Consider the following 20,566-nt stretch of genomic DNA (forward strand, 5'->3'; position numbering starts at 1 on the left):
GGTCAGCCGAACGCGGTCGCGAGCGGCGCGAGTGCCAGCACGTCGTCCGGTACGTCGAGCCCCACCGGGGCGATGAACGCCGTCGTCACACCCCGCTCGGCGAGGCCGGCGAGGCGGACGGCGTGCTCGGTCGCGGTGCCCGCGTGGTGCCGGGCCGCGAACGTCGCTGCCGGGTCCCGGCCGCGGTGGCGCTCGACGCGTGACCAGACGTCGTCACGGTCCCGGCCGACGAGAGGCAGGTCCAGGACCGTCGCGTGGACCGTCGACGGGTCGCGGCCGCCCTCTCGCACCATGGCGAGGTAGCGCTCGACCTTGGCGAGCCCCACCTCGTCGGACGGCACGTTGCAGCCGTCCCCGAGACGAGCCGCGATGCGCAGCGTGCGGTCACCCCCACCGCCGACGATCAGCGGGAGGTCACCGACCGGCCGGGGGTACGACGTCGTCTCGGGGAGCGAGACCCGCTGTCCGGCATACGGCTTGGTGCCCGGCGCCCAGAGGGCCCTCATGGTCTCGATCGACTGCTCCAGCGCGTCGAGGCGCGCTCTCGCAGAGGGAAACCCGAGGCCGTATGCCGCGTGCTCGCGTTCCCACCAGCCCGCACCGACCCCGACGAACGCTCTCCCGCCCGTCAGGGCCGACAGCGTCGCCGCGGCCTTGGCCGTGATGCCGGGGGCCCGGAAGGTCACCGGCGTCACGAGCGTCCCGAGCTGGAGCCGCGTCGTCGAGGCGGCCAGCGCGCCGAGCGTCACCCACGGCTCGGGGATCGGGTCCCAGGCGCGCCCGACCTGCGGGATCTGGATGAGGTGGTCCATGAGCGCGATGCCGGCGAGCCCGGCCTCCTCGGCGGCAGCCGCCATGTCGCGCAGCCATGCGAGGAGGTCTCCGTCGGCCGGGAAGCGTGACAGCTGGAGCACGACCCCGCGCAGGCCGGATCGGATGAGAGGGTCCGCGAACTCCGGGCGGCGTGCCGTGTCGCCAGGCTCGGATGGGTCCGGCGTGGGTTCATCGGGTGTCACCCGGACGACCTGCCACCCCTCCGCCTCGAGCAGGTCCGCGGTGGCGGCGACCGAGGCGAGCTGGCTCGTGAGGACGCGGGCCGGGACCGGGCGCTCACGAGCGGCGTTGCGCGAACGGCATACGGCCGCAGGCGTTTCGAGGACGACGGCGACGGCCGGAAGACCGGCGGTCCGGGCTGCGGCCAGCCAGCGGCGGCGCCTGACCACGTCGGTGCCGAGCGTGTCGACGACGGTGGTCAGCCCGCGCCCGACGCGGGCCGAGACGACCTGCTCGAGAAGGGCGAACGCGTCGACCGTGGCGTCGAGGTCGTGCTCACCGCTGCCGACGACCCCGCGCAGCAGGTCCGAGGAGACGACCTCGGCAGGGCGGTAGCGGGACGACGCCCAGGTCGACTTGCCCGAGCCCGACGCACCGACCAGCACGACGAGGGCCGGGTCGGGCAGCAGCACGGCGGCGGGTCTCCGCGCCAGTCAGTGCGAGCGGCGTCGGGAGGGGCCGCCGAGCGAGGCCCACACCGTGCGCCCGTGGGGCTCCTCGATGACACCCCACTCGTGGGCCAGGGACCGGACGATGCGCAGGCCGCGGCCGCCGGGCGCCCAGGTCGTGGGCGGGGCAGGACGAGGGACGGTCGGGCCGCCGCCGTCGGAGACCTCGACCTCGACGACGTTGTTCTTGACCTTCCAGTGGATGCGGATCGCACCGTCGGACAGCGGCCTGGCGTGGCGGATGGCGTTGGCGACGAGCTCACTGACGACGATCTCGGCCTCGTCGATCACCTGCGGCACCACCTCGCGGGCCACGAGGTCCTCGACGAGCTCCTTGCGGATGCGCGGGGCCGCGGACGGCGCCCACTGGATGCGGACCGTGCGCTTGTCGCCCAGCGGCGCCGCTGGGACGTTGCTCATCGTGGATCTCCTCGCGATCGTCTCGGCTCGTCCGACACCGCCACCGGCTGTGCCCGCCGAACCGTCCCCCTGTGTGCTCGCCACGTCACGTCCTCCTCACGAGCGCGCCGCGTACCGCGGTCGACGAACCGTAACCAAACCTGTGCCGTACCTCAATGGAGTGTGACTTTTTTCCGTGGCACGTGTCCGGCGATTCCGTCAGATCGGGTCATCTAGTGCATTGCCTAGAAGTGCCGATACGACGTCATCGCCGTCAGCCCAGGCGGCATGTCATTCGCTCCTTACCCGATCCAGAACCCCTTGCACATGAGACAGTCGCGATATATCGTCGACCTATCGCGACTGTTCGTGAGTCGCGTTCGGACAAAGGAGAACCACCATGCACGGACACCGACACACCAGACGAGAATCCGGCTGGGACGGCGGCTGGGGAGGTGGCTGGGGAGGTCAGGGCAGCGGCCCCGGCTTCGGACCCGGCCGCGGCCCGTGGGGCGGTCCCGGAGGACCCGGCGGCCGTGGCCGCCCCGGCCCTCCCCCGTGGGTCGCCGACCTCGTCCGCCACTTCGGCGGCCCCGGCGTCGGCCCGGAGTTCGGCGGTCGCCGCGGACCCCGCGCGCGTCGCGGGGACGTCCGCGCCGCCATCCTCGACGTCCTGGCCGGCGACGAGATGAACGGCTACCAGCTGATCCAGCAGATCTCGGAGCGCACGGGCGGGGCCTGGAAGCCCAGCCCGGGGTCGGTCTACCCGACCGTCCAGCAGCTCGAGGACGAGGGCCTCGTCGAGGGCCGCGACGTCGAGGGCCGGCGACTGCTGCGCCTCACCGACGCGGGCCGCGCCTACGTCGAGGAGAACGCCGACGAGATGGCCGCGACCTGGCGGCCCTTCGAGGAGCAGCCCGACGAGGAGGCGCCCCGACCCACCGGCGGTGCAGGCGACCTCATGCCTCTCGTCGGCCAGGTCATGGGCGGCATGTGGCAGGTCGTCACGACCGGCACCTCGCAGCAGCGGGCCGAGGCCGCGGAGATCCTCACGGAGACCCGGCGCAAGCTCTACCGCCTGCTCGCCGACGGCGACCCCGAGTGAGCTGACCCTTCGGCCGCCGCACCCCGAGCGCGTCAGTCGCGCTCGGGGTGCAGCACGAAGAAGCCGAGGTCGCGGCCCCCGGCGCGCTCCTCGTAGGCCGTGTAGCCGCGGTAGAACTCCAGCGCCGCCTCGCGCACGCGCTCCCGGTCGGGGCCCTGCACCTGCTCGGCCCGCACCCGGTGGACCACACCGTCGACCTCGAGGGAGGCCTGCGGGTGGGCGCGGAGGTTGAAGTACCACGCCGGTGGCCGCTCGGAGCCGTAGTGCGAGGCGATGACGCCCCACCCGTCCTCGAGCGGGGCGAGCATGAGCGGCACGGTGCGCGGCTGCCCCGACCGGGCGCCGGTCGTCGTCAGCATCCCGACCGGGACGGCGGCGAGCCACTGGCTCGGCAGGGTGCGGCCGGGGGCGAGGCGGTGCCCGAGCCCGTCGAGCCGGTGGAGCACGCGCTTGGACACCCAGGCCCCGGGGCGCGACGCCACGAGCCCGCGCAGCGATCGCTGGACCGGGTTGGCCTCGTCGACACGGCGCAGCTGCATGCCTGCAGCGTAGGACCGACCCGGGTGCGGCGGGCCGTCCGGCAGGATGGTCAGGTGCTCTCGTCCGCGCCCTCCGACCGCTCCGGCCCGTCTGGCCTCCTCGTCGCCGGCACGTCGTCCGATGCCGGGAAGTCCGTCGTCGTCGCGGGTCTGTGCCGGGCTCTCGCTCGGCGCGGGGTGGAGGTCGCGCCCTTCAAGGCGCAGAACATGTCGAACAACTCGATGGTCTGCCTCGACGGCGGCGAGATCGGCCGGGCGCAGTACCTCCAGGCGCAGGCCGCCCGCCTCGAGCCCACGACGGCGATGAACCCCGTGCTGCTCAAGCCGGGCACCGACCGCCGGGCGTTCGTCGTCGTGCGCGGCGAGCCCGCGGGCACCCTCGAGGCTGGGCAGTATGCCGCCGGGCGCGCCCACCTGGCCGAGGCCGCCTTCGCCGCCTACCGCGAGCTCGCCGACTCCTACGAGCTCGTCGTGTGTGAGGGCGCGGGCTCGCCGGCGGAGATCAACCTCCGCGCGGGTGACTACGTCAACATGGGCCTGGCCCGCGAGTTCGGCCTGCCGGTCGTGGTCGTCGGCGACATCGACCGCGGCGGCATCCTCGCCTCGCTCTACGGCACGTGGGCTCTGCTCGACGAGGACGACCGCGCGTTGCTGAAGTCCTTTGTCATCAACAAGTTCCGGGGCGACGCATCGGTGCTCGAACCGGGGCTGGAGGCGATCACGGAGCGCACCGGAGTGCCGTTCCACGGCGTCATCCCGTGGCTGCTCGACGTGTGGCTCGACAGCGAGGACACCCTCGAGGTCGCCCACTGGCGCGCCTCCACCGCCTCGTCCACGTCGTCGCGCGAGCGGCTCAAGGTGGCCGTCATCCGGCTACCGCGCATCTCGAACGCGACCGACGTCGATGCGCTGGCCATCGAGCCGGGCATCGACGTCCTCGTGACCATCGATCCGGCTGTCGCCGAGTCCGCCGACCTGCTCGTCCTGCCCGGATCACGTTCGACTGCAAGCGATCTCGAATGGTTGCGCGTGCGCGGCCTCGCCGAGGTCGTCGCTCGCCGGGTGGCGACCGGTCGGCCGGTCCTCGGCATCTGCGGGGGCTACCAGATGCTCGCTCACGAGATCGAGGACGATGTCGAGGGACGCGTGGGCGTCGTGCCGGGCTTGGGCCACCTTCCGGTGCGTGTCGAGTTCCACGGGAGCAAGGTGCTCGCACGTCCGGTCGGCTCATGGTCGGGACACCTCGTCGACAGCGCCTACGAGATCCACCACGGGATCGCCCGACGCATCGCGCCTGCCACTGGTGACGACGCGGATTCGCTTGCGGTGCAACCTTTCCTCGACGGCTGGAACGTCGGCTCCGTCTGGGGGACGATGTGGCACGGAGCCTTCGAGAGTGACGACTTCCGCCGGGCGTGGCTGGCCGAGGTTGCACGTGCGGCCGGGTCCCGGTGGCAGCCCGAGTCGGGCGCCCCCGGCTTCGCGGAGCGGCGCGAGCGGATGCTCGACACCCTCGCTGACGCCCTCGAGGAGCACGTCGACGTCGATGCACTCCTCTCCCTGACGCGCGTCCTCGAGCTGAGGGGTGGGGGGAGATGATCGAGCGGATCCGCGTCATCGGGGTCGGTCCCGGTGATCCCGGTCAGGTGACCGGCGATGCCGTCCGGGCCCTCGCCACGGTCGACGTCTTCCTCGTCCCCGATCCGGGTGACGAGCCCTCCGACCTCGCCGCCGCACGGCAGGCGGTGTGCGACGCCCTCATCCCTGCAGACCGTGCGTACCGCGTCGTGGAGGTCCGCGACCCGCGAGGAGAGCCGGACGCCGAACGCGACGACCCGGCATACGACCGCGGGATCGTGGACACCTACGCCCACGTCATCGACGGACTCGCCGCCGGTGAGACGACGGTCGGCTTCCTCGCGTGGGGTGACCCGGCGTGCGACGAGGCGACGATCCGGGTCGTCGACGCCCTCGTCGAGCGGTATGCCGAGAGCGGTGTCGCCCTCGACCATGACGTCATAGCCGGGATCAGCGCACCGCAGCTGCTCGCCGCGCGCCACCGCATCCCGCTGGGCCGCGCCGACGTGCCTCTCCACATCACGACCGGGCGTCGCCTCGGCAACGAGTACGACCCGTCCCTCGGCGACGTCGTCGTTCCGTTCGACGGCCGCCTCGCGTGTGCCGAGCTCGCCGGCGCCTTCCCCGACCTCGAGCTCTACTGGGGCGCCTACCTCGGCACGCCCGACGAGCTGCTCGTGCACGGGAGGCTTGGCGACGTCATCGACGAGGTGGGCCGTGTGCGTGCTGCGGCACGTGAACGCCACGGGTGGGTCACGGACTGCTACCTGCTGCGTCGGCCGCAGGGTGCTTCGCCAGCCCCCACGCCGCAGGCCTTCCCGGAGACGGGCGCGTTGACGGACGGCGTGCTCACGCTGCGTCCCGTCACCGCCGGCGACTGGAAGGTCGTGCGCGACGAGCACAACGACGAGGAGTCGCTGCGCTGGGACTTCGAGGGGCGGCGACTGACCGACGACGACGCCCGCCGCCAAGCAGCACGCGCCGCTCTGGAATGGCGTCGAGGCCGCGCGGCTCGCTTCGTCATGGTCGACGTCGACTCCGGCGAGGGTGCCGGCGTCATCGGCGTCCTGCGCATGGGACCACCAGGGACCGGCCTCGTCGGCTACGGCGTGCTCCCGGCCTTCCGTGGACGAGGGTTCACCACGCGCGCGCTGCGGCTCGTCTCGAGCTGGGCGTTCGAGGAGGCGGGCCTCGCGCGACTCGAGCTCGGGCACAAGGTCGGCAACGTCGCATCCGGCAAGGCAGCCGCCAAGGCCGGCTTCCGGATGGAGGGGCACCTCAGCGCTCGACTGCCCAACCCCGACGGCACCCGGTCGGACGAGGTCTACTACTCCCTGGTCCCCGGCGGCCCTCCCGGCTGACGACCGGTGCCGGCGTCAGACTCTCGCGAGGAAGTCGAGCACGCGCTGTTGCACGAGAGCGGCCGCCTCCGGGTCGTAGGCCGTCGCACTGGCGTCGGCGAAGAGATGGCCGCAGCCGGGGTAGGTGAAGAGCTCGCCGTCCCCGGCGGCCGCCACGACGGCCCGGGCCGCGTCGACGTCGCCCTCGTCCATGAAGAACTCGTCGGCCTCGCCGCCGTGGATCTGCACCGGGACCCCTTCCGGCCAGCCGGGGGCGAACTCACCCAACGGGATCGCCGAGTCGAGCAGGATGGCGCCGCCGGCTCCGGCAAGGGTTTGCGCGAGGCGCTGGGCGGCCATGACGCCGAGGGAGAAGCCGGCATACACCGCGCCCTCGGGCAGCCCCTCGGCCGCTGCGACGCCCTGCTCGAGCAGGGTGCCGAAGCCGATCGACCGCGCGTTGGCCATGCCCTCGTCGAGCGTCACGAAGCTCCGGCCGGCGTAGAGGTCCGGCGCGTGGACCGTGTGCCCGGCCGTCCGCAGGGCGTCGGCAAAGGCGAGGAAGCCCGGGGTCTGTCCCTGGGCGTGGTGGAGGAGGAGGACGTCGGCCATGCTTGCTCCTGTGCTCGAAGGTTCCCGTGCTGTTGATCCAACAATCTAGACTGATCCAACAATGTCGATCAATAGCCAGCAGCTCCCCGACTACGAGCTCCCCAACGCGGTGGAGCTGACGACACCTGCCCAGCTGCGAGCCATCGCCGACCCCCTCCGGTCGTCGATCCTCGACCTCGTGCTCGAACGGGCCGCGACCGTCGCCGAGCTGGCCACTGCCGTCGGCCGGCCCAAGAGCACCGTGGCCCACCACGTCGCCGTGCTCGTCGACGCCGGCATGCTCCGCGTCGTCCGAACTCGCAGGGTCCGGGCCATCGACGAGCGCTACTACGGACGCACCGGCCGCACCATCACGATCGGCATCGCGCGCCGACCCTGCGACGAGACGACCCCCGTATGCGTCAACGCGCTGTCCGTCGCCGCCGCCGAGTCCGTGCCAGCCCACGAGGACGACACGCTCTACTCGACGCTGCGCCACGCGCGGATCCCACGCGAGAGCGCCTCGGAGTTCTGGCGCCGGGTCGAGGGCCTCGTGCGTGAGTTCACCGCACTCCCCCGCTCGGGCGACACGGTCTACGGCCTGGCCGTCGGTCTCTACCCCACGGACCAGCCGGTCCTGCCCGAACGCGACGACGCCTGACAGCGCGCGAGATCGGAGCGCCAGGTCACGACGGAGACGACGGCGCCCTTCGACGCCTTCCGCCGCGCCGGCTGCCATATTGACGTCATGGAGCTGGAGTTCAGCGGTGAGGTCTGGGAGTGGCGAGGACCCGCGCCCTACTACTTCGTCACCGTGCCCGATGACGAGGCGCAGGCCCTGCACGACGTCGCCCACGTCAGCTACGGCTGGGGCATGATCCCGGTCACCGCGTGTATCGGCGGCACGAGGTGGGCGACCTCGCTCTGGCCGAAGGACGGCAGCTACGTCGTGCCGCTCAAGCTCGCCGTCCGTCGTGCGGAGGACGTCCAGGAGGGGGACACGGTCTCGGTGGGCCTCGACGTCCGCGCCGAGCCGTGACCTCTGGCGTCTGACCGTCGGCCACACCGACCGCGCCGACTCGGACTCGACTCGCCCTCAACCCGACTCGACTCGACTCGACGCAAAACGCCGCCACGATTCGTGGCCGTGCCCCATGATGGGCACCGAGCCCAGCACGGGGGTGGGCTCGTCAAGGGGAATTCCCGGGGGGGACGGGTTCAGACGGCATGCAGACGAACAGCTGGACCATGGCTGCGGGTCGACCGCAGACACCGCACTTCGACGCGTCCACCGGCCGCCTCCACGCCGACGTCGCAACCGTGCTCGCCCTCGTCGACCTCCATGTCGACGAGCGGAACGGGCTCAGCGCCGGTCAGCGCGAATCCCTCGCGCGCGCAGGTGTTTTCGTCGACGGGCGCCTCCACCCGGCCCTGCGTGAGCGTCTCGACGCCGTGGCTCGTCCGTCCGCACGGCTGGAGGTCGAGGTGGCCACCCCGAGCTCGACCCGGCTGCACCAGGGCTGGGTCCACCGCGTCAGTGCGCTCGTCGTCGACCACGGCGACGAGGTGGCGGACCTGCTCGAGATCGAGGCGGCGTTCCTACCCGCCACCATCGCGCACCTCACCCACCTGCAGCCACGCCCCCGGCTCGACGGCCGGGGCGGGCCGGTGGACGGTGGCGCCTGTGACGCTCTCTTGAGCCCGAGCGGGTCGCGGCGAAACGACGCCGCCGCAGAGCTGGCCGCGGCCGCGGCACCCTGGCCGGCCGTCGCGGCGTGTCTCCGGACCGGGTCGTGGCGCTCGTGCGGCCTGGACGTGGCACACCGCCACAGTGGCAGCACGTCGACCCAGCGGGTCGTCTGGCTCGACACCCCGGCAGGGGCGCTCCGCGTCGAGGACGACGCTGCCGGGCCGGTGCTCTCGGGCACCACCACGGGCAGCATCTGGCAGGAGGTCGTCGCGGCGCTGCCCGCCGACCCGGTCCACACTCGGGAGCAGACCTCCGCATGACGTGATGGGGAGCGCTCCCCATCGCGGGTGCCCGCACCCGCACGTAGGCTCTGCACCGCCGACGACACGTCACACTGTCACCGACACCGTCGTCCGGCCGACAGACCAGAGGAGCCGAGGGTCCGCGCCAGGACCGACAGGGGGAGCGATGGCCATCTATCGCAAGGGCGCCGACCCGGATGCACTCGACCGGTCCGCCGAGCTGCTCGTGAACTACGCGCGTGAGGCCGCCGCCTCACGACAGGCCGTCAGCGGCGTGCTCGGTGCGCTCAAGGGCAACTGGGGTGGCGAGAACCTCCAGTCGCTGATCTCCCAGTGGCCCGCGATCGAGACCCAGATGGACAGGTTCGGCACGGACCTGGGTCGCCTCGGTGACCGGCTCTCCCGCAACGCCGAGGCCCAGCGCGGCACCAGCGGCAACGGGGCCTCGATCACCTCGGCGGCGTTCGTCACCGCTGGTCTGCCCGGTGGTGGCGGACCTGCTGGCGGCGGACCCGCTGGCGGCCCCGGCGGGGACTCCTTCTGGGAGAAGCTGCTCACGCAGTCCAACCTCGCGCCCGACGACTCGGCGTCGTTCCTCGCCTGGCCCGGGCTCGTCACGGCGAACACGATGTTCGGCACGAGCGTGCTCGCCTCCTACCTGCAGCGCAACCACTTCGGGCGCTGGCAGCCCCGCGGCTACATGGCCAACGGGCGCTACGGCTACCTCCCGCGTCCCACCGGCCGCTGGGCCTCCGCCTGGTCGATGAACCAGGCGCGCAACTGGCAGGCCAACCCGTATCGCGCGGCCACTGTCGCCAAGTGGGGCACCGCCTCGAAGTGGGCCGGACGGGCCGGCACCGTGACCTCGTTCGCGACCTCGGCGTTCGGGCAGTGGAACAAGGACTCCGCCGACCCGACGATGGGCACGACCCAGCGGGTCACGCGTTCGGCCACGGCCGGCGCCGTCACGGCCGCCGGCTCCTGGGCGGGGGCCTGGGCCGGAGCCCAGGGCGGCGCCCTCGTCGGCGCGGCCGTCGGAGGTCCCGTCGGCGCCGTCATCGGTGGAGCCATCGGCGGCTTCGTCGGCGGCGGTCTCGGCGGCGTCGTCGGCGGCTGGGTGAGCGACCAGGTGGTGGGTCCAGTGGGAGATGCCGCCGAGTGGGCGGGCCACACGATCAGCGACGGGTTCGAGTCCGCCGGCCACTTCATCGGCGGGCTGTTCGACTGATGCCGACCCGCCCGTGCCGTCCAGTCCTGGTCCTTGGCCGTGGGTAGAGTCGTGGCCGTGTCCGCCCTCCTCGTCGTCGTCGCCGTAGCCATGCTCGGGTTCGTCGTCTGGTCGCGCCTGGGCCGGACGGAGGGGGCGCGCTGGTGGGTGGGTGACCGCCTCCAGGAGTCCGCAGTGCTCTTCTGGCTCCCCGGACTGGCCCTCGTCCTCGCTGCCACGGCGGGACTCCGCGGTTACGGCAACGGCGCCCACCCCGGCGCCCTCGCCTTCGTCCCGCTCCTGCTCGTCGGCCTCGTCGTGAGCCTCTGGGGTGGCCTCTTCCTGCCCGTGCCGCGCTGGTACGTGCCGCACTGGTCGCAGCAGGCCCGGGCGCCCCGCCTGCAGGTCCGCGTCATCGGCGAGTCACGCCGCGACCGAGGGCGTCGTCGATGAGCCTGCCCGCCCCGGGGGACCCTCGTCGCGAGGTCGTCGCCGACGGAGCCGTCTCGCTGCTCGTCCCCGATGCGTGGGAGACCGTCCACCACCCGCACGACGGCGTCGAGCTCGTCGCCGTCGAGCCGGAGCAGGAGGGCCTGTTCCGCGCCAACCTCGTGCTCACCGTCACCGACGTCGCGATGTCGTTGCGCGACTGGCAGATCGGCACGGAGTCCTACCTCGCCGCCCACCTCGCCGACTACGTCCCGCTCGATGCCGAGCGTCTCGCGGTCGGCGGCCAGCCCGGCCTGCGCCGTCTCGCGACGTACGCCACCGAGGACAACCGCTCGGTCACCGTGGAGCAGCGCTCCACGGTCGTCGACGGCGTGGGCGTGACCCTGACCGCCACCACGAGCACGCTGGCCTGGGCGGCGCAGGCAGAACTGCTCGCCCACGTCTTCTCGAGCCTCGTCGTGGCACCCGCGGGAGCACGGGGAGGGACCGCGTGACCATCCAGTTCGACCCCACCGTCGGTCGGGTGCGGCTCGACCCGCGCGCCTTCGAGGCCCTCGTCGACCTCGAGGCAAGCGCCGCCCGGTCCGCAGGGGCTGACCGATCCGCCGCGGCCGACCTGTCTGCCGCGGGAGTCCTCGTCGACGGCCGCCCGCACCAGGTCCTGGCCCCCGGTCTGGCAGCGGTCACCCGTCCGCTGGCGCGGCTCGAGGCGGTCGTGTCCTCACGTCAGGGCCTGCTCGTCCACCAGGGCTGGATGTCGGTCCTCTCCGCCGTCCTCGCCGACGTCGGTGACGGCACCTACGACTTCGCCGGCGTGGCAACGGAATTCGTGCCCACCACCATCGCACGGCTGGTCCGGCTCCGTCCGCGCCCACGGCTGGACCAGGGCACGGTGACCGTGACCGCTGAGCTGCTGGACGCGCTCATCGACCCGGAAGACCACCGACGAGCACGCGCGGCCGACGACCTCGCCTCGGTCCTCACCCCGCGATGGGGCGAGCCGGCAGAGCTCGTCCGGGCCGGTGCATGGTGCTTCTGGACGGCAGAGGTCTCATGGGCTCCTCCCGGCCGGCCCGTTCGGTCCGACGCCGACCTCGTGAGCCGCCGCGTCTGCGTGCTCGACACCGCGGCGGGCATGCTGGCGCTCGAGAGCGCGGCCGACACCAGCACCGATGACCGCCTGACGCTGGTGCCCACCACCCCGACCGACATCTGGTTCCTGCTGTCGGGCATCCTGCCGTCGGACGCCGAGCTAGGCGTCCCGTCGCCGTCAGTCTGACGGGGAGAGATCGACCTCTTCACCGACGCTGATCGTGCCGGACGACAGCAGCCGGAACACCGTCCCGGCCCGCGCATGCAGCGCCCGGGCGGCACCCGGCCCGAGGGTGTCGTCGAGGAGCCGGCACGGGGCAGCGATGCGCACGACCTCGAGCTCGACGCCGCCGATCGTGACGCGGGCGCCGGGCTTCGTCGGGATCGTGCCGCCGGAGATGGTGAGGTTGCGCCGGGTCAGCCCCGGATCGACCGGTCGACCGAGGTCAGTGGCGCCCGCCTCGAGGTCGGGCAACGACTGGATCGTCACGTGTCGGTGCCTGCTCCCGTGGTAGCGGTCCCCGACGAGCCCGGCACCGGCCTCGGCCTCGACGCTCGGCACCGAGCGCATCGGCAGCCGACGACCCTTGGCGACATGGATCGCGACGACTGTCGGCGTCAGCTGGTCGGAGTGCATGCCGGTCAGGCTAGGCCTCCGGCTCGGGCTGCCCCGGCACGGGAGGGATGCGCAGCCCCGGGGGACCGAAGCCGTGGGCGCGCTCGTACCACGCGGCATACGCGGCGACGGCCGTCGGAAGGGTCGGGAAGATGAGGTCGGCCCCCACCTTCTCGACGAACCCCCCGGCCTCGAGCGACTCGCGCAGGTCCTGCTTGACGCGGGCCATCGCGAAGACGATGCCGCGACGGTCGAGCGTGTCGCGCAGCAGCTCGAGCGCGTCGACGGCGGTGAGGTCCACCTCCGTGTTCGCCTCCGCGTTGAGCAGGAACCACTCGACGCGCTCGGGCGCCGACACCCGGTCGACGACCGCGATCGCGCGCTTGGTGAAGTCGTCGGAGTTGGCGAAGAAGAGCGGCGAGTCGTAGCGGTAGACGATGAGGCCGGGCACCTGCTGGGCATTGGGGTGGTCGTCGATGTCGTGCATGCCGGCGACGTCCGGCACGTAGCCGAGGACCCCGTCGTGCGGGTGGACGATGCGCCGCAACAAGTCGAGCACGGACAGCGCGATGGCCGCCCCGATGCCGGGGAGCACACCGAAGAGCAGCACCGCGGCCGTCGTCGCGAGCGCCAGGACGAGCTCGCTGCGCCGGAAGGCCGCGATCCGCCGCAGCTCCGCGACGTCGACGAGCCGGATCGCGGCGAAGACGACGACGGCGCCGAGGGCCGCCGTCGGGAAGGCTGCGATGACGGGGCCCAGCCAGAGCAGGGTCGCGACGACGAGGACGAGGGAGACGAGCGAGTGCAGCTGGGTTCGGGCGCCCATCGTGTCGGCGATCACGGTGCGGCTGCCGCTCGAGCTGATCGGGAAGCCCTGGAAGAGGCCGGTCGCGACGTTGGCAGTGCCGAGCGCGAGGAACTCCTGGTCGCTGTCGATGGACTCGCGGCGCCGGGCGGCGAAGGCACGGCCGGTCAGGACGTTGTCGGAGTAGCCGACGACGGCGATGCCGAGCGCCGCCGGCAGAAGAGCCCACAGGTCCACGTCGCCGACGTCGGGCAGCGTCAGGGCCGGCAGACCCTCCGGCACCGGACCGACGACGTGGACGCCGGCCCGGTCGACGAGGTCGAAGACCGCGACGACGACCGTGGCGCCCAGCATCGCGATGAGGGGACCGGGCCAGGTCGGCGCGAAGCGCTGGAAGGCGAAGAGGACGGCGAGGACGCTGAGCGACAGGAAGAGCGTCGGCAGGTGCGTGTCGCCGAGATGGGTCAGGACGTACTTGACCTCCTGGACAAACGACTCGCCCTCCACGGTGATGCCGAAGACCTTGCCGATCTGGCTGACGACCATGAGCGCCGCGATGCCCGCCATGTAGCCGACGAGGACGGGCTTCGAGAGCAGGTCGGAGAGGAAGCCGAGCCGCAGGACGAACCCGGCGAGACAGATGAGCCCGACCACGATCGCGAGCAGCGCCGCCGCCTCCTGGCGCATCGCCATACCCCCCGCGGCCGTGACGAGCGCCCCGATCCCGGCGGCCGTCATGAGCGCCGTCGTCGACTCGGGGCCGACCGAGAGCTGGCGCGAGGAGCCGAGCAGCGCGTAGACGAGCAGACCCGGACCGGCAGCCCACAGGCCGGTGACGGCGGGCAGCCCGGCCACCTCGGCGTACGCGAGGACCTGGGGCACGAGGTAGGCGGCGACCGTGATGCCGCCGAGCACGTCACCGCGCAGCCACACCCGGTCGTACCGGCGCAGCACCGCGACCCCGGGGAGCCGCCGCTCCCACCGTGCCGGCTGCTGCGGACCCGCGGTCACGCGACGAACGTACGCGACGGCGTATGCCGTGAGGTAGGTTTCGCGAAGACGTGGGCCTGGGCTAGGCGGGGACGCGCAGCCGCCGCATCATCTCGCCGACCGCGACGGTGATCGAGTGGCCGAGGTGCACGCAGGTGCCGTTGATCTCGTTCTGCTGGCTGCCGCCGAGCCCGATGACGACCTCGGGGTGGGTGCGGCTCACCGTGTCGACGATCTCCTGGGCCGTGGCGATGTCGATGTTGCGCGGCACGGCCATGACCATGCCGGCGGCGCGCCGGGCCTCGATCGCCCGCAGCCAGTCCTCGACCGGCAGGTCCGCGCCGACGTAGACGGTCGCGAAGCCGGCCCGCCGGGCGGCCACGGCGAAGGCGAGCAGCCCGAGCTCGTGGCGGGCGCCGGGCGGGAGCCCGACGAGCAGGGTCGGGCCGTCGCCGCGCACCGACGCGACCTCGTAGGCGGCCGCGAGGCGCCGCTGGACGGCATACGACACGAGGTGCTCACCGGCCACGGTGAGCCGGCCGTGCGCCCAGGCCTCACCGACGAGCGCGAGGGTCGGCATGAGCCAGTCGTCGACGACGTGCTCGAACGTGCCGAGGGCGAAGCGGGCGTCGAGGACCGCCGTCGCCGACGCGGAGTCGAGACGCTCGGCCGCGCGGATGAACGCCTCGGCGTCCTCCGACTGGTAGCGACCGCCGGGTCGCAGCGGGGCGACCCGACCGCCACGGACCTCACGGTCACCCCGCCCGAAGGGGGCCTCACGGCCGGCGGCGTCGCGGCTCGAGAGCCGACGGGTCGTCTCGGCAGCGGCCTCCCGGGCGGACCACCCCTCGTTGACGAGGGAGTTCATGATCGCGAGGGCGCGGACGTCCTCGGGGCCGTAGAGGCGATAACCGCCATCGGAGCGCTGGGGGCTGACGACCCCGTAGCGGCGCTCCCAGGCGCGGAGGGTGGCGACGCTGATCCCGGTCAGCTCCGCCGCACGCTTGATGGTGTACATCGGCTACCCCAACCTGCCCAAGGCGTCTCGCATGCCCTGCTCGGCCTCGTCACCGAGCTTCTTGAAGGCCGGCGCGAACAACGGGGCGACGAGCTTAGCCAGCCCCTTGAACTCGAACTCGGCGCGGTAGGTGACGGTCGTGCCCTCGGACGCGGGGTCCGCCGATCCCTTGGTCGTCCGCACGAACGTCATGGTGTCCTTGGCGACGACGGTCGCGTTCTCGCCGCGGAGCGCGAACTTCTCACCGGTCACGTGCTCGACGACGAGGTAGTCGAGCTCCGTCTCACGGCCGAGGAACTTCGACACGTTGTGGTAGCGCGTGCCCACTCCCCCGTCCCCGGCCACCCGCTCGGTGCGCACGGTGCCGGGATCCCATTCGGTCGTGTTCGTGAAGTCGCTGAGGTAGGCGAAGACTCGGTCGACGGGCTGGCCCACGGTGACGCTGCGCTCGATCTCCATACCTTCTCCAACCTTTGACAGACCTTGAACAGCCACTCTACGGTGTGGACGAAGGATGGACAACGCACCCCACCGCACCCCGTCCTCCCGGCAATCCGGTCGGAGCTCCGCGCCGAACCACACGGGACCACATCAGCCAGGAGGCCTCGGTGACTCGACCGAACCGAACCGACACACCCGCCGGATCCGGCGCGGCCCGACCGACCGCAGCCGTCATCGGTGCGGGCGTGTCCGGACTGACCGCCGCCCACGTCCTGAGCGCGACCCACGACGTCACCCTCTTCGAGAGCGACACGCGTCTCGGCGGGCACGCACACACCCACGACGTCCGCGGGCGCGACGGAAGCCTGCGCATCGACAGCGGCTTCATCGTCCACAACGAGAAGACCTACCCGCACCTGCTGCGCCTCTTTCGCGAGCTCGACGTGCCGACGCAGCCGACCGAGATGAGCATGAGCATCACGTGCGAGGGCTGCGGGCTGTCGTATGCCGGCGGGCGCGGCCCCAAGGGGATGTTCGCCCAGAAACGGCGCCTCGCCGACCCGCGCTTCATCCGCATGCTCAAGGACGTCCCGCGTTTCCACCAGGCCGCCCGCGCCCTGCTGGCTGACGAGTCGCAGGACCCCACATGGGGCGAGTTCCTTGCCGCACAGGGCTTCTCCGCCTACTTTGTGCGCCACTTCGCCATCCCGCTGGTGGCCTGCGTGTGGTCGTGCGGCGACCTCGACGCGTCGTCGTACCCGGCCCGCCACCTCTTCCGGTTCCTCGACCACCACGGCATGCTGACGGTGACGGGTTCGCCGACCTGGCGCACCGTCACCGGCGGGTCGGCCACCTACGTCGACCGGCTCGTCGAGCGCCTGCCCGACGTGCGCAAGGAGAGCCCGGTGACAGCCGTGACGAGGCATGACGACGGTGTCGACGTGCTCGTCCGCGACGGACGGACCGCGACCTTCGACCGTGCCGTCGTCGCCACGCACGCCGACCAGGCCCTCGACCTGCTCGCCGACGCGACCCCAGACGAGAAGCGCGACCTGTCGGCGATCCGCTACTCCCGCAACGAGACCTGGCTCCACCGCGACTCCTCGGTCCTGCCGAAGCCGCGCCAGGCCAAGGCCTCGTGGAACTACCACATGCACGCCTGCGACGCTCCCGCGCCCGACGTCACCGTCAGCTACTGGATGAACCGTCTGCACGGCATCACCGACGCCGAGGACCACGTCGTGACGCTCAACCCCGGCGGCGCCGTCGACGAGTCGCTCGTCACGGCGCGGATGTCCTACGAGCACCCCGTCTTCACACGCGAGGCCGTCGAGGCTGCGTCCCGGCTGCGCGAGGGCGGCGGCGACCGTCTGGCTTTCGCCGGCGCGCACCTCGGGTGGGGCTTCCACGAGGACGGGTGCCGCTCCGGCGTGGAAGCCGCCGAGTCCTTCGGGGTGCGCTGGTGACGGCCGTCCTCACTCCGCCGCAGGTGCCTGCGCTCGTCGACGGCACCGTGGCACACTCGCGCCGCACGCCGCTGCACCACAGCTTCACCTACGGCCACTACCAATGGCTGGTGGACCTGGCCGACCTGCCCCGACTTCCTTGGCCGGCAAGGTTGCTCGCGCGTTTCGACGCCCGTGACCACCTCGACGGCGGTCGGCTCGGCGGCGGCATCCGGGGTGACGTCGAGCGGTTCCTCGCGGCGCGCGGTGTGACGCTGACCGCCGGTGACCGGGTGCTCATGCTCGCCAACGCCCGCATGCTCGGGCACACCTTCGACCCGCTGTCGGTGTTCTGGTGCCTGCGGCCCGACCACTCGCTGCTCGCCGTCGTCTTCGAGGTGCACAACACGTACGGCGAGCGCCACGCCTACCTGCTCGACGTCCGGGACGACGGCACGGCGACCGTCGACAAGGCGTTCTACGTCTCGCCGTTCAACGACACGAGCGGGGAGTATGCCGTCCGCCTCGTCCTCGAGCCCGACACCGTCGCCGTGACCGTGGGACTCGACCGCGGTGGTGAACGCATCATGACCGCGGTCACCCGCGGCACCCCGGAGCCGGCCACGACCCGTGCGCTGCTCCGTCTCGTCCGACGTCACGGTCTCGTCACCCAGAGGGTGACGGCTCTCATCCGGGTACACGGCATTCGACTGTGGTTGCGCCGCCTACCCGTCATGCCCCGCCCCCGCCACCCCAAGGAGGCCGTCCGATGACCGCCCAGTCCGCCGCCACGTCACCGACCATGGCATCCCCGCTGTGCCTGCGCCGACCCACCCTGCGCGTGCTGTGCGTGCGTGCCCGTCTGGCCCGCAGCATCCTCGCCCAGGTCGCCAAGCGCGTGCCCGTCGACGTCGTCATGCCGGACGGCATGCTGCTCGGCGGCGGCACCCGCCGGGCCGACCGTCCCGGTCTCGAGATCGTGCGCCCGACGGCCCTCTTCGAGCGGCTCGCGCACCACCCCAAGATCGGGATCGGCGAGGCCTACATGGCCGGCGACTGGAAGGCCGCCGAGGGCACCGACCTCGCGGAGCTGCTCATGCCGTTCGCCGAACGGATGACGACGGCCGTGCCCGAGGGCTGGTTGCGGCTGCGTGGTTTCGTCGACCGCCGCATCCCGAGCATCCAGAACAACTCGCTGCTCGGCTCGCGCCGCAACATCGAGGCCCACTACGACCTGTCCAACGACCTCTTCGCCACCTTCCTCGACGAGACGATGAGCTACAGCTCGGCGATCTTCGACGAGGACCAGCCGCTGCGCACGCAGTCCTTCGAGCAGGCACAGCTGCGCAAGGTGCACGCGATCCTCGACATGGCCAAGGTCGGCCAGGACAGCCGGGTGCTCGAGATCGGCACCGGCTGGGGCACGCTCGCCCTCGAGGCGGCGCGGCGCGGCGCCACGGTCACGAGCGTCACCCTCTCCAAGGAGCAGGCGGCGCTCGCCCGGCAGCGCGTGGCCGACGCCGGCTTCACGGACACGGTCGACATCCGCATCCAGGACTACCGCGAGGTCGAGGGTGTCTACGACGCCGTCGTCAGCGTCGAGATGATCGAGGCCGTCGGCGAGGAGTACTGGGAGACCTACTTCCGCACCATCGACGAGCGCCTCGCCCCGGGTGGCATCGCGGCCGTGCAGGCGATCCTCATGTCGCACGAGCGCCTCATGGCCACGAAGCACTCCTACGGCTGGATCCAGAAGCACATCTTCCCCGGCGGCCTCATCCCGAGCCTCCAGGCGATGAGCGAGACGACCGACGCCGCCACGAGCCTGCGCATGACGGCGGTCGAGGCCTTCGGCGCCGACTACGCAGAGACCCTGAGGCGCTGGCGTCAGACCTTCCTCGCCCGCTGGCCCGAGGTCCACGCACTGGGCTTCGACGAGACGTTCCGCCGCAAGTGGGAGTTCTACCTCGCCTACTGCGAGGCCGGCTTCGCGACGGGCTACCTCGACGTCGCGCAGGTCCGGTTCGAGCGGGAGGGCGCCGCAGCCGCGGCCGCCTGATGACAGCGGCCACGACGTCGATCCTGTGGTTCCGGCGCGACCTGCGCCTGAGCGACCACCCGGCGCTGCTCGCGGCCATCGACTCCGCCACCCACGTGCTGCCCGTCTTCGTCCTCGACCCCCGGCTGCTCGAGAACGACACGCCGCGCACCCGGCGGCTGCTCGCCTCGGTCGCGTCGCTGTCGAAGGACACCCGGGGCGCGCTCGTCATCCGGCGCGGCAACCCCGTCGACGTCATCCCGGAGCTCGCTCAGGAGGTCGGCGCCCAGCAGGTGCACGTCTCGCGCGAGACGACCCCCTACGGCCGCCGCCGCGACGAGGCCGTCGAGAAGGCCCTCGCCGACGACGGGCGCGAGCTCATCGGCACCGGCACGCCGTATGCCGTGGGGCCGGGTCGCATCGTCAACCAGTCCGGCTCGCCCTACAAGGTGTTCACGCCGTTCGCCAAGGCCTGGCACCAGCACGGGCGCCCCGCCCCGGCCGAGCGCCCCAAGCGCATCCCGTGGCTGCGCGACGACGTGCGCAGCGACGCCCTCCCCCGGGGCGCGCCGGCCTCGAAGCTCGAGGCCGGCGAAGCCGCCGCGCTGAAGCGGTGGGAGAGCTTCCTCCACGACGGGCTGACGGCATACGACAAGGAACGCGACCGACCCGACCTCGACACGACCTCGCGACTGTCGGCGCCGCTGAAGTACGGCGAGATCCACCCGCGCACGATCCTCGCCGACATCGCGGCGCACTCCGCCGGGCGGTCGCAGGCGGCAGGCACCTACGTCACCGAGCTCATCTGGCGGGAGTTCTACGCCGATGTCCTCTGGCACCAACCCGACTCGGCGTGGCACGACCTGCGGCCCGAGCTCGCGAAGCTGCCCTACGACTCCGGCCCCGAGACCGACCGGCTCGTCGACGCGTGGCGCGAGGGCCGCACCGGCTACCCGATCGTCGACGCGGGCATGCGCCAGCTCCTCGAGGAGGGCTGGATGCACAACCGGGTCCGGATGATCACGGCGAGCTTCCTCACCAAGGACCTCCACGTGTGGTGGCCGGTCGGGGCGCAGCACTTCCTCGACCACCTCGTCGACGGCGACATCGCCTCCAACAACCACGGCTGGCAGTGGGTCGCGGGCACCGGCACCGACGCCTCGCCCTACTTCCGGGTCTTCAACCCGGTGACCCAGGGGAAGAAGTTCGACCCCGACGGCGAGTACGTGCGCCGGTGGGTGCCCGAGCTGCGGCACCTGTCGGGCGCCGCGGCCCACGAGCCGTGGAGGCACGACAACGGGTACGACGAGAAGTATCCCCAGCCGGTCGTCGACCACGACGACGAGCGCAAGGAGACCCTGGCCCGCTACGAGCGCGCGCGACGCTGAGACGATCAGACCCGAGGAAAGCGAGGAGGA

22 protein-coding genes are annotated in these 20,566 nt (G+C 72.2%); 14 read left to right on the plus strand and 8 right to left on the minus strand.

Annotation, left to right across the window (positions count from 1 at the left end; all coding sequences use genetic code 11):
- Positions 1-2: 2 nt before the first annotated feature.
- A complete protein-coding gene (locus tag AC1DIW_RS05620; RefSeq protein ID WP_478106784.1) occupies positions 3-1,466 on the minus strand; it encodes an LLM class flavin-dependent oxidoreductase in 1,464 nt (487 codons plus the stop codon).
- 21 nt (positions 1,467-1,487) lie between these two features.
- A complete protein-coding gene (locus AC1DIW_RS05625) occupies positions 1,488-1,922 on the minus strand; it encodes an ATP-binding protein (protein ID WP_442278696.1) in 435 nt (144 codons plus the stop codon).
- A gap of 379 nt (positions 1,923-2,301) precedes the next feature.
- Here AC1DIW_RS05625 and AC1DIW_RS05630 point away from each other — a divergent pair, with 379 nt between their 5' ends.
- The gene (locus tag AC1DIW_RS05630) at positions 2,302-3,006 is read left to right on the plus strand and encodes a PadR family transcriptional regulator (protein WP_442278695.1); all 705 of its coding nucleotides are present in this window, start codon (positions 2,302-2,304) and stop codon (positions 3,004-3,006) included.
- A 32-nt stretch (positions 3,007-3,038) separates the two neighbouring features.
- Here AC1DIW_RS05630 and AC1DIW_RS05635 read toward each other — a convergent pair whose 3' ends face one another.
- Positions 3,039-3,545, minus strand: coding sequence for a nitroreductase/quinone reductase family protein (locus AC1DIW_RS05635; RefSeq protein WP_442278694.1), 507 nt, complete (start codon positions 3,543-3,545; stop codon positions 3,039-3,041).
- 54 nt (positions 3,546-3,599) lie between these two features.
- On the opposite strand from AC1DIW_RS05635, the gene AC1DIW_RS05640 reads away from it, so the two are divergent.
- The gene (locus tag AC1DIW_RS05640) at positions 3,600-5,144 is read left to right on the plus strand and encodes a cobyric acid synthase (protein WP_478106785.1); all 1,545 of its coding nucleotides are present in this window, start codon (positions 3,600-3,602) and stop codon (positions 5,142-5,144) included.
- On the plus strand, positions 5,141-6,484 hold the full coding sequence (gene cobF / locus AC1DIW_RS05645; RefSeq protein ID WP_478106786.1) for a precorrin-6A synthase (deacetylating): 1,344 nt from the start codon (positions 5,141-5,143) through the stop codon (positions 6,482-6,484). Before AC1DIW_RS05640 ends, cobF begins: the two co-directional genes overlap by 4 nt.
- A gap of 15 nt (positions 6,485-6,499) precedes the next feature.
- Here the strand turns inward: cobF and AC1DIW_RS05650 are convergent, their stop codons facing one another.
- Positions 6,500-7,075 carry a dienelactone hydrolase family protein gene (locus tag AC1DIW_RS05650; RefSeq protein WP_478106787.1) on the minus strand — a complete coding sequence of 192 codons (576 nt, stop codon included), beginning with the start codon at positions 7,073-7,075 and terminating at the stop codon, positions 6,500-6,502.
- A gap of 61 nt (positions 7,076-7,136) precedes the next feature.
- Here AC1DIW_RS05650 and AC1DIW_RS05655 point away from each other — a divergent pair, with 61 nt between their 5' ends.
- The 7 genes from AC1DIW_RS05655 (at position 7,137) to AC1DIW_RS05685 (ending at position 11,982) form a co-directional block, all read left to right on the plus strand.
- On the plus strand, positions 7,137-7,715 hold the full coding sequence (locus tag AC1DIW_RS05655) for an ArsR/SmtB family transcription factor (protein ID WP_478106788.1): 579 nt from the start codon (positions 7,137-7,139) through the stop codon (positions 7,713-7,715).
- Positions 7,716-7,802: 87 nt separating this feature from the next.
- Positions 7,803-8,093 carry a DUF1905 domain-containing protein gene (locus tag AC1DIW_RS05660; RefSeq protein ID WP_478106789.1) on the plus strand — a complete coding sequence of 97 codons (291 nt, stop codon included), beginning with the start codon at positions 7,803-7,805 and terminating at the stop codon, positions 8,091-8,093.
- A gap of 188 nt (positions 8,094-8,281) precedes the next feature.
- On the plus strand, positions 8,282-9,064 hold the full coding sequence (locus tag AC1DIW_RS05665; RefSeq protein WP_478106790.1) for an ESX secretion-associated protein EspG: 783 nt from the start codon (positions 8,282-8,284) through the stop codon (positions 9,062-9,064).
- Between the two features lie 148 nt (positions 9,065-9,212).
- Positions 9,213-10,274: a hypothetical protein gene (locus tag AC1DIW_RS05670; RefSeq protein WP_478106791.1), complete on the plus strand. Its 1,062-nt coding sequence runs from the start codon at positions 9,213-9,215 to the stop codon at positions 10,272-10,274.
- A gap of 57 nt (positions 10,275-10,331) precedes the next feature.
- Positions 10,332-10,706 (plus strand): hypothetical protein, encoded by a 375-nt coding sequence (locus AC1DIW_RS05675; protein WP_442278686.1) that lies wholly within the window; start codon positions 10,332-10,334, stop codon positions 10,704-10,706.
- A complete protein-coding gene (locus AC1DIW_RS05680; RefSeq protein WP_478106792.1) occupies positions 10,703-11,197 on the plus strand; it encodes a hypothetical protein in 495 nt (164 codons plus the stop codon). Before AC1DIW_RS05675 ends, AC1DIW_RS05680 begins: the two co-directional genes overlap by 4 nt.
- Positions 11,194-11,982 (plus strand): hypothetical protein, encoded by a 789-nt coding sequence (locus AC1DIW_RS05685; RefSeq protein WP_478106793.1) that lies wholly within the window; start codon positions 11,194-11,196, stop codon positions 11,980-11,982. The genes AC1DIW_RS05680 and AC1DIW_RS05685 overlap by 4 nt, the downstream gene beginning before the upstream one ends.
- Here AC1DIW_RS05685 and AC1DIW_RS05690 read toward each other — a convergent pair.
- The 4 genes from AC1DIW_RS05690 to AC1DIW_RS05705 all read right to left on the minus strand — a co-directional run bounded on the left by AC1DIW_RS05690 (position 11,974) and on the right by AC1DIW_RS05705 (position 15,683).
- Entirely contained in the window at positions 11,974-12,432 is a 459-nt protein-coding gene (locus AC1DIW_RS05690) for an MOSC domain-containing protein (RefSeq protein ID WP_478106794.1), read from the minus strand. The two genes, AC1DIW_RS05685 and AC1DIW_RS05690, sit on opposite strands and share 9 nt — an antisense overlap.
- Before the next feature lie 10 nt (positions 12,433-12,442).
- Complete coding sequence (locus AC1DIW_RS05695) at positions 12,443-14,227, minus strand: SulP family inorganic anion transporter (RefSeq protein WP_478106795.1); 1,785 nt, start codon at positions 14,225-14,227, stop codon at positions 12,443-12,445.
- 61 nt (positions 14,228-14,288) lie between these two features.
- Positions 14,289-15,224: a MerR family transcriptional regulator gene (locus tag AC1DIW_RS05700; RefSeq protein ID WP_478106796.1), complete on the minus strand. Its 936-nt coding sequence runs from the start codon at positions 15,222-15,224 to the stop codon at positions 14,289-14,291.
- 3 nt (positions 15,225-15,227) lie between these two features.
- A complete protein-coding gene (locus AC1DIW_RS05705; protein WP_478106797.1) occupies positions 15,228-15,683 on the minus strand; it encodes an SRPBCC family protein in 456 nt (151 codons plus the stop codon).
- A gap of 149 nt (positions 15,684-15,832) precedes the next feature.
- Between AC1DIW_RS05705 and AC1DIW_RS05710 the strand changes: the two genes are divergently transcribed.
- The 4 genes from AC1DIW_RS05710 to AC1DIW_RS05725 are packed head-to-tail and all read left to right on the plus strand — an operon-like array spanning position 15,833 to position 20,536.
- Complete coding sequence (locus AC1DIW_RS05710; RefSeq protein WP_478106798.1) at positions 15,833-17,131, plus strand: NAD(P)/FAD-dependent oxidoreductase; 1,299 nt, start codon at positions 15,833-15,835, stop codon at positions 17,129-17,131.
- Positions 17,128-17,883, plus strand: a complete 756-nt coding sequence (locus tag AC1DIW_RS05715) for a DUF1365 domain-containing protein (protein ID WP_478106799.1) — start codon at positions 17,128-17,130, stop codon at positions 17,881-17,883. The genes AC1DIW_RS05710 and AC1DIW_RS05715 overlap by 4 nt, the downstream gene beginning before the upstream one ends.
- The gene (locus tag AC1DIW_RS05720) at positions 17,880-19,169 is read left to right on the plus strand and encodes a class I SAM-dependent methyltransferase (protein WP_478106800.1); all 1,290 of its coding nucleotides are present in this window, start codon (positions 17,880-17,882) and stop codon (positions 19,167-19,169) included. Before AC1DIW_RS05715 ends, AC1DIW_RS05720 begins: the two co-directional genes overlap by 4 nt.
- On the plus strand, positions 19,169-20,536 hold the full coding sequence (locus AC1DIW_RS05725; RefSeq protein WP_478106801.1) for a cryptochrome/photolyase family protein: 1,368 nt from the start codon (positions 19,169-19,171) through the stop codon (positions 20,534-20,536). The genes AC1DIW_RS05720 and AC1DIW_RS05725 overlap by 1 nt, the downstream gene beginning before the upstream one ends.
- Positions 20,537-20,566: the final 30 nt, after the last annotated feature.

Source organism: Terrabacter sp. 01T434 (genome assembly GCF_056398545.1).

What these genes read in the sequence shown, in the direction of transcription:
- AC1DIW_RS05630 (WP_442278695.1), top strand. Translation starts at nt 2,302, where the DNA reads ATGCACGGACACCGACACACCAGACGAGAATCCGGCTGGGACGGCGGC.
- AC1DIW_RS05725 (WP_478106801.1), top strand. Translation starts at nt 19,169, where the DNA reads ATGACAGCGGCCACGACGTCGATCCTGTGGTTCCGGCGCGACCTGCGC.
- AC1DIW_RS05720 (WP_478106800.1), top strand. Translation starts at nt 17,880, where the DNA reads ATGACCGCCCAGTCCGCCGCCACGTCACCGACCATGGCATCCCCGCTG.
- AC1DIW_RS05635 (WP_442278694.1), bottom strand. Translation starts at nt 3,545, where the DNA reads ATGCAGCTGCGCCGTGTCGACGAGGCCAACCCGGTCCAGCGATCGCTG.
- AC1DIW_RS05700 (WP_478106796.1), bottom strand. Translation starts at nt 15,224, where the DNA reads ATGTACACCATCAAGCGTGCGGCGGAGCTGACCGGGATCAGCGTCGCC.
- AC1DIW_RS05665 (WP_478106790.1), top strand. Translation starts at nt 8,282, where the DNA reads ATGCAGACGAACAGCTGGACCATGGCTGCGGGTCGACCGCAGACACCG.
- AC1DIW_RS05670 (WP_478106791.1), top strand. Translation starts at nt 9,213, where the DNA reads ATGGCCATCTATCGCAAGGGCGCCGACCCGGATGCACTCGACCGGTCC.
- AC1DIW_RS05680 (WP_478106792.1), top strand. Translation starts at nt 10,703, where the DNA reads ATGAGCCTGCCCGCCCCGGGGGACCCTCGTCGCGAGGTCGTCGCCGAC.
- cobF (WP_478106786.1), top strand. Translation starts at nt 5,141, where the DNA reads ATGATCGAGCGGATCCGCGTCATCGGGGTCGGTCCCGGTGATCCCGGT.
- AC1DIW_RS05650 (WP_478106787.1), bottom strand. Translation starts at nt 7,075, where the DNA reads ATGGCCGACGTCCTCCTCCTCCACCACGCCCAGGGACAGACCCCGGGC.
- AC1DIW_RS05625 (WP_442278696.1), bottom strand. Translation starts at nt 1,922, where the DNA reads ATGAGCAACGTCCCAGCGGCGCCGCTGGGCGACAAGCGCACGGTCCGC.
- AC1DIW_RS05705 (WP_478106797.1), bottom strand. Translation starts at nt 15,683, where the DNA reads ATGGAGATCGAGCGCAGCGTCACCGTGGGCCAGCCCGTCGACCGAGTC.
- AC1DIW_RS05660 (WP_478106789.1), top strand. Translation starts at nt 7,803, where the DNA reads ATGGAGCTGGAGTTCAGCGGTGAGGTCTGGGAGTGGCGAGGACCCGCG.
- AC1DIW_RS05655 (WP_478106788.1), top strand. Translation starts at nt 7,137, where the DNA reads ATGTCGATCAATAGCCAGCAGCTCCCCGACTACGAGCTCCCCAACGCG.
- AC1DIW_RS05690 (WP_478106794.1), bottom strand. Translation starts at nt 12,432, where the DNA reads ATGCACTCCGACCAGCTGACGCCGACAGTCGTCGCGATCCATGTCGCC.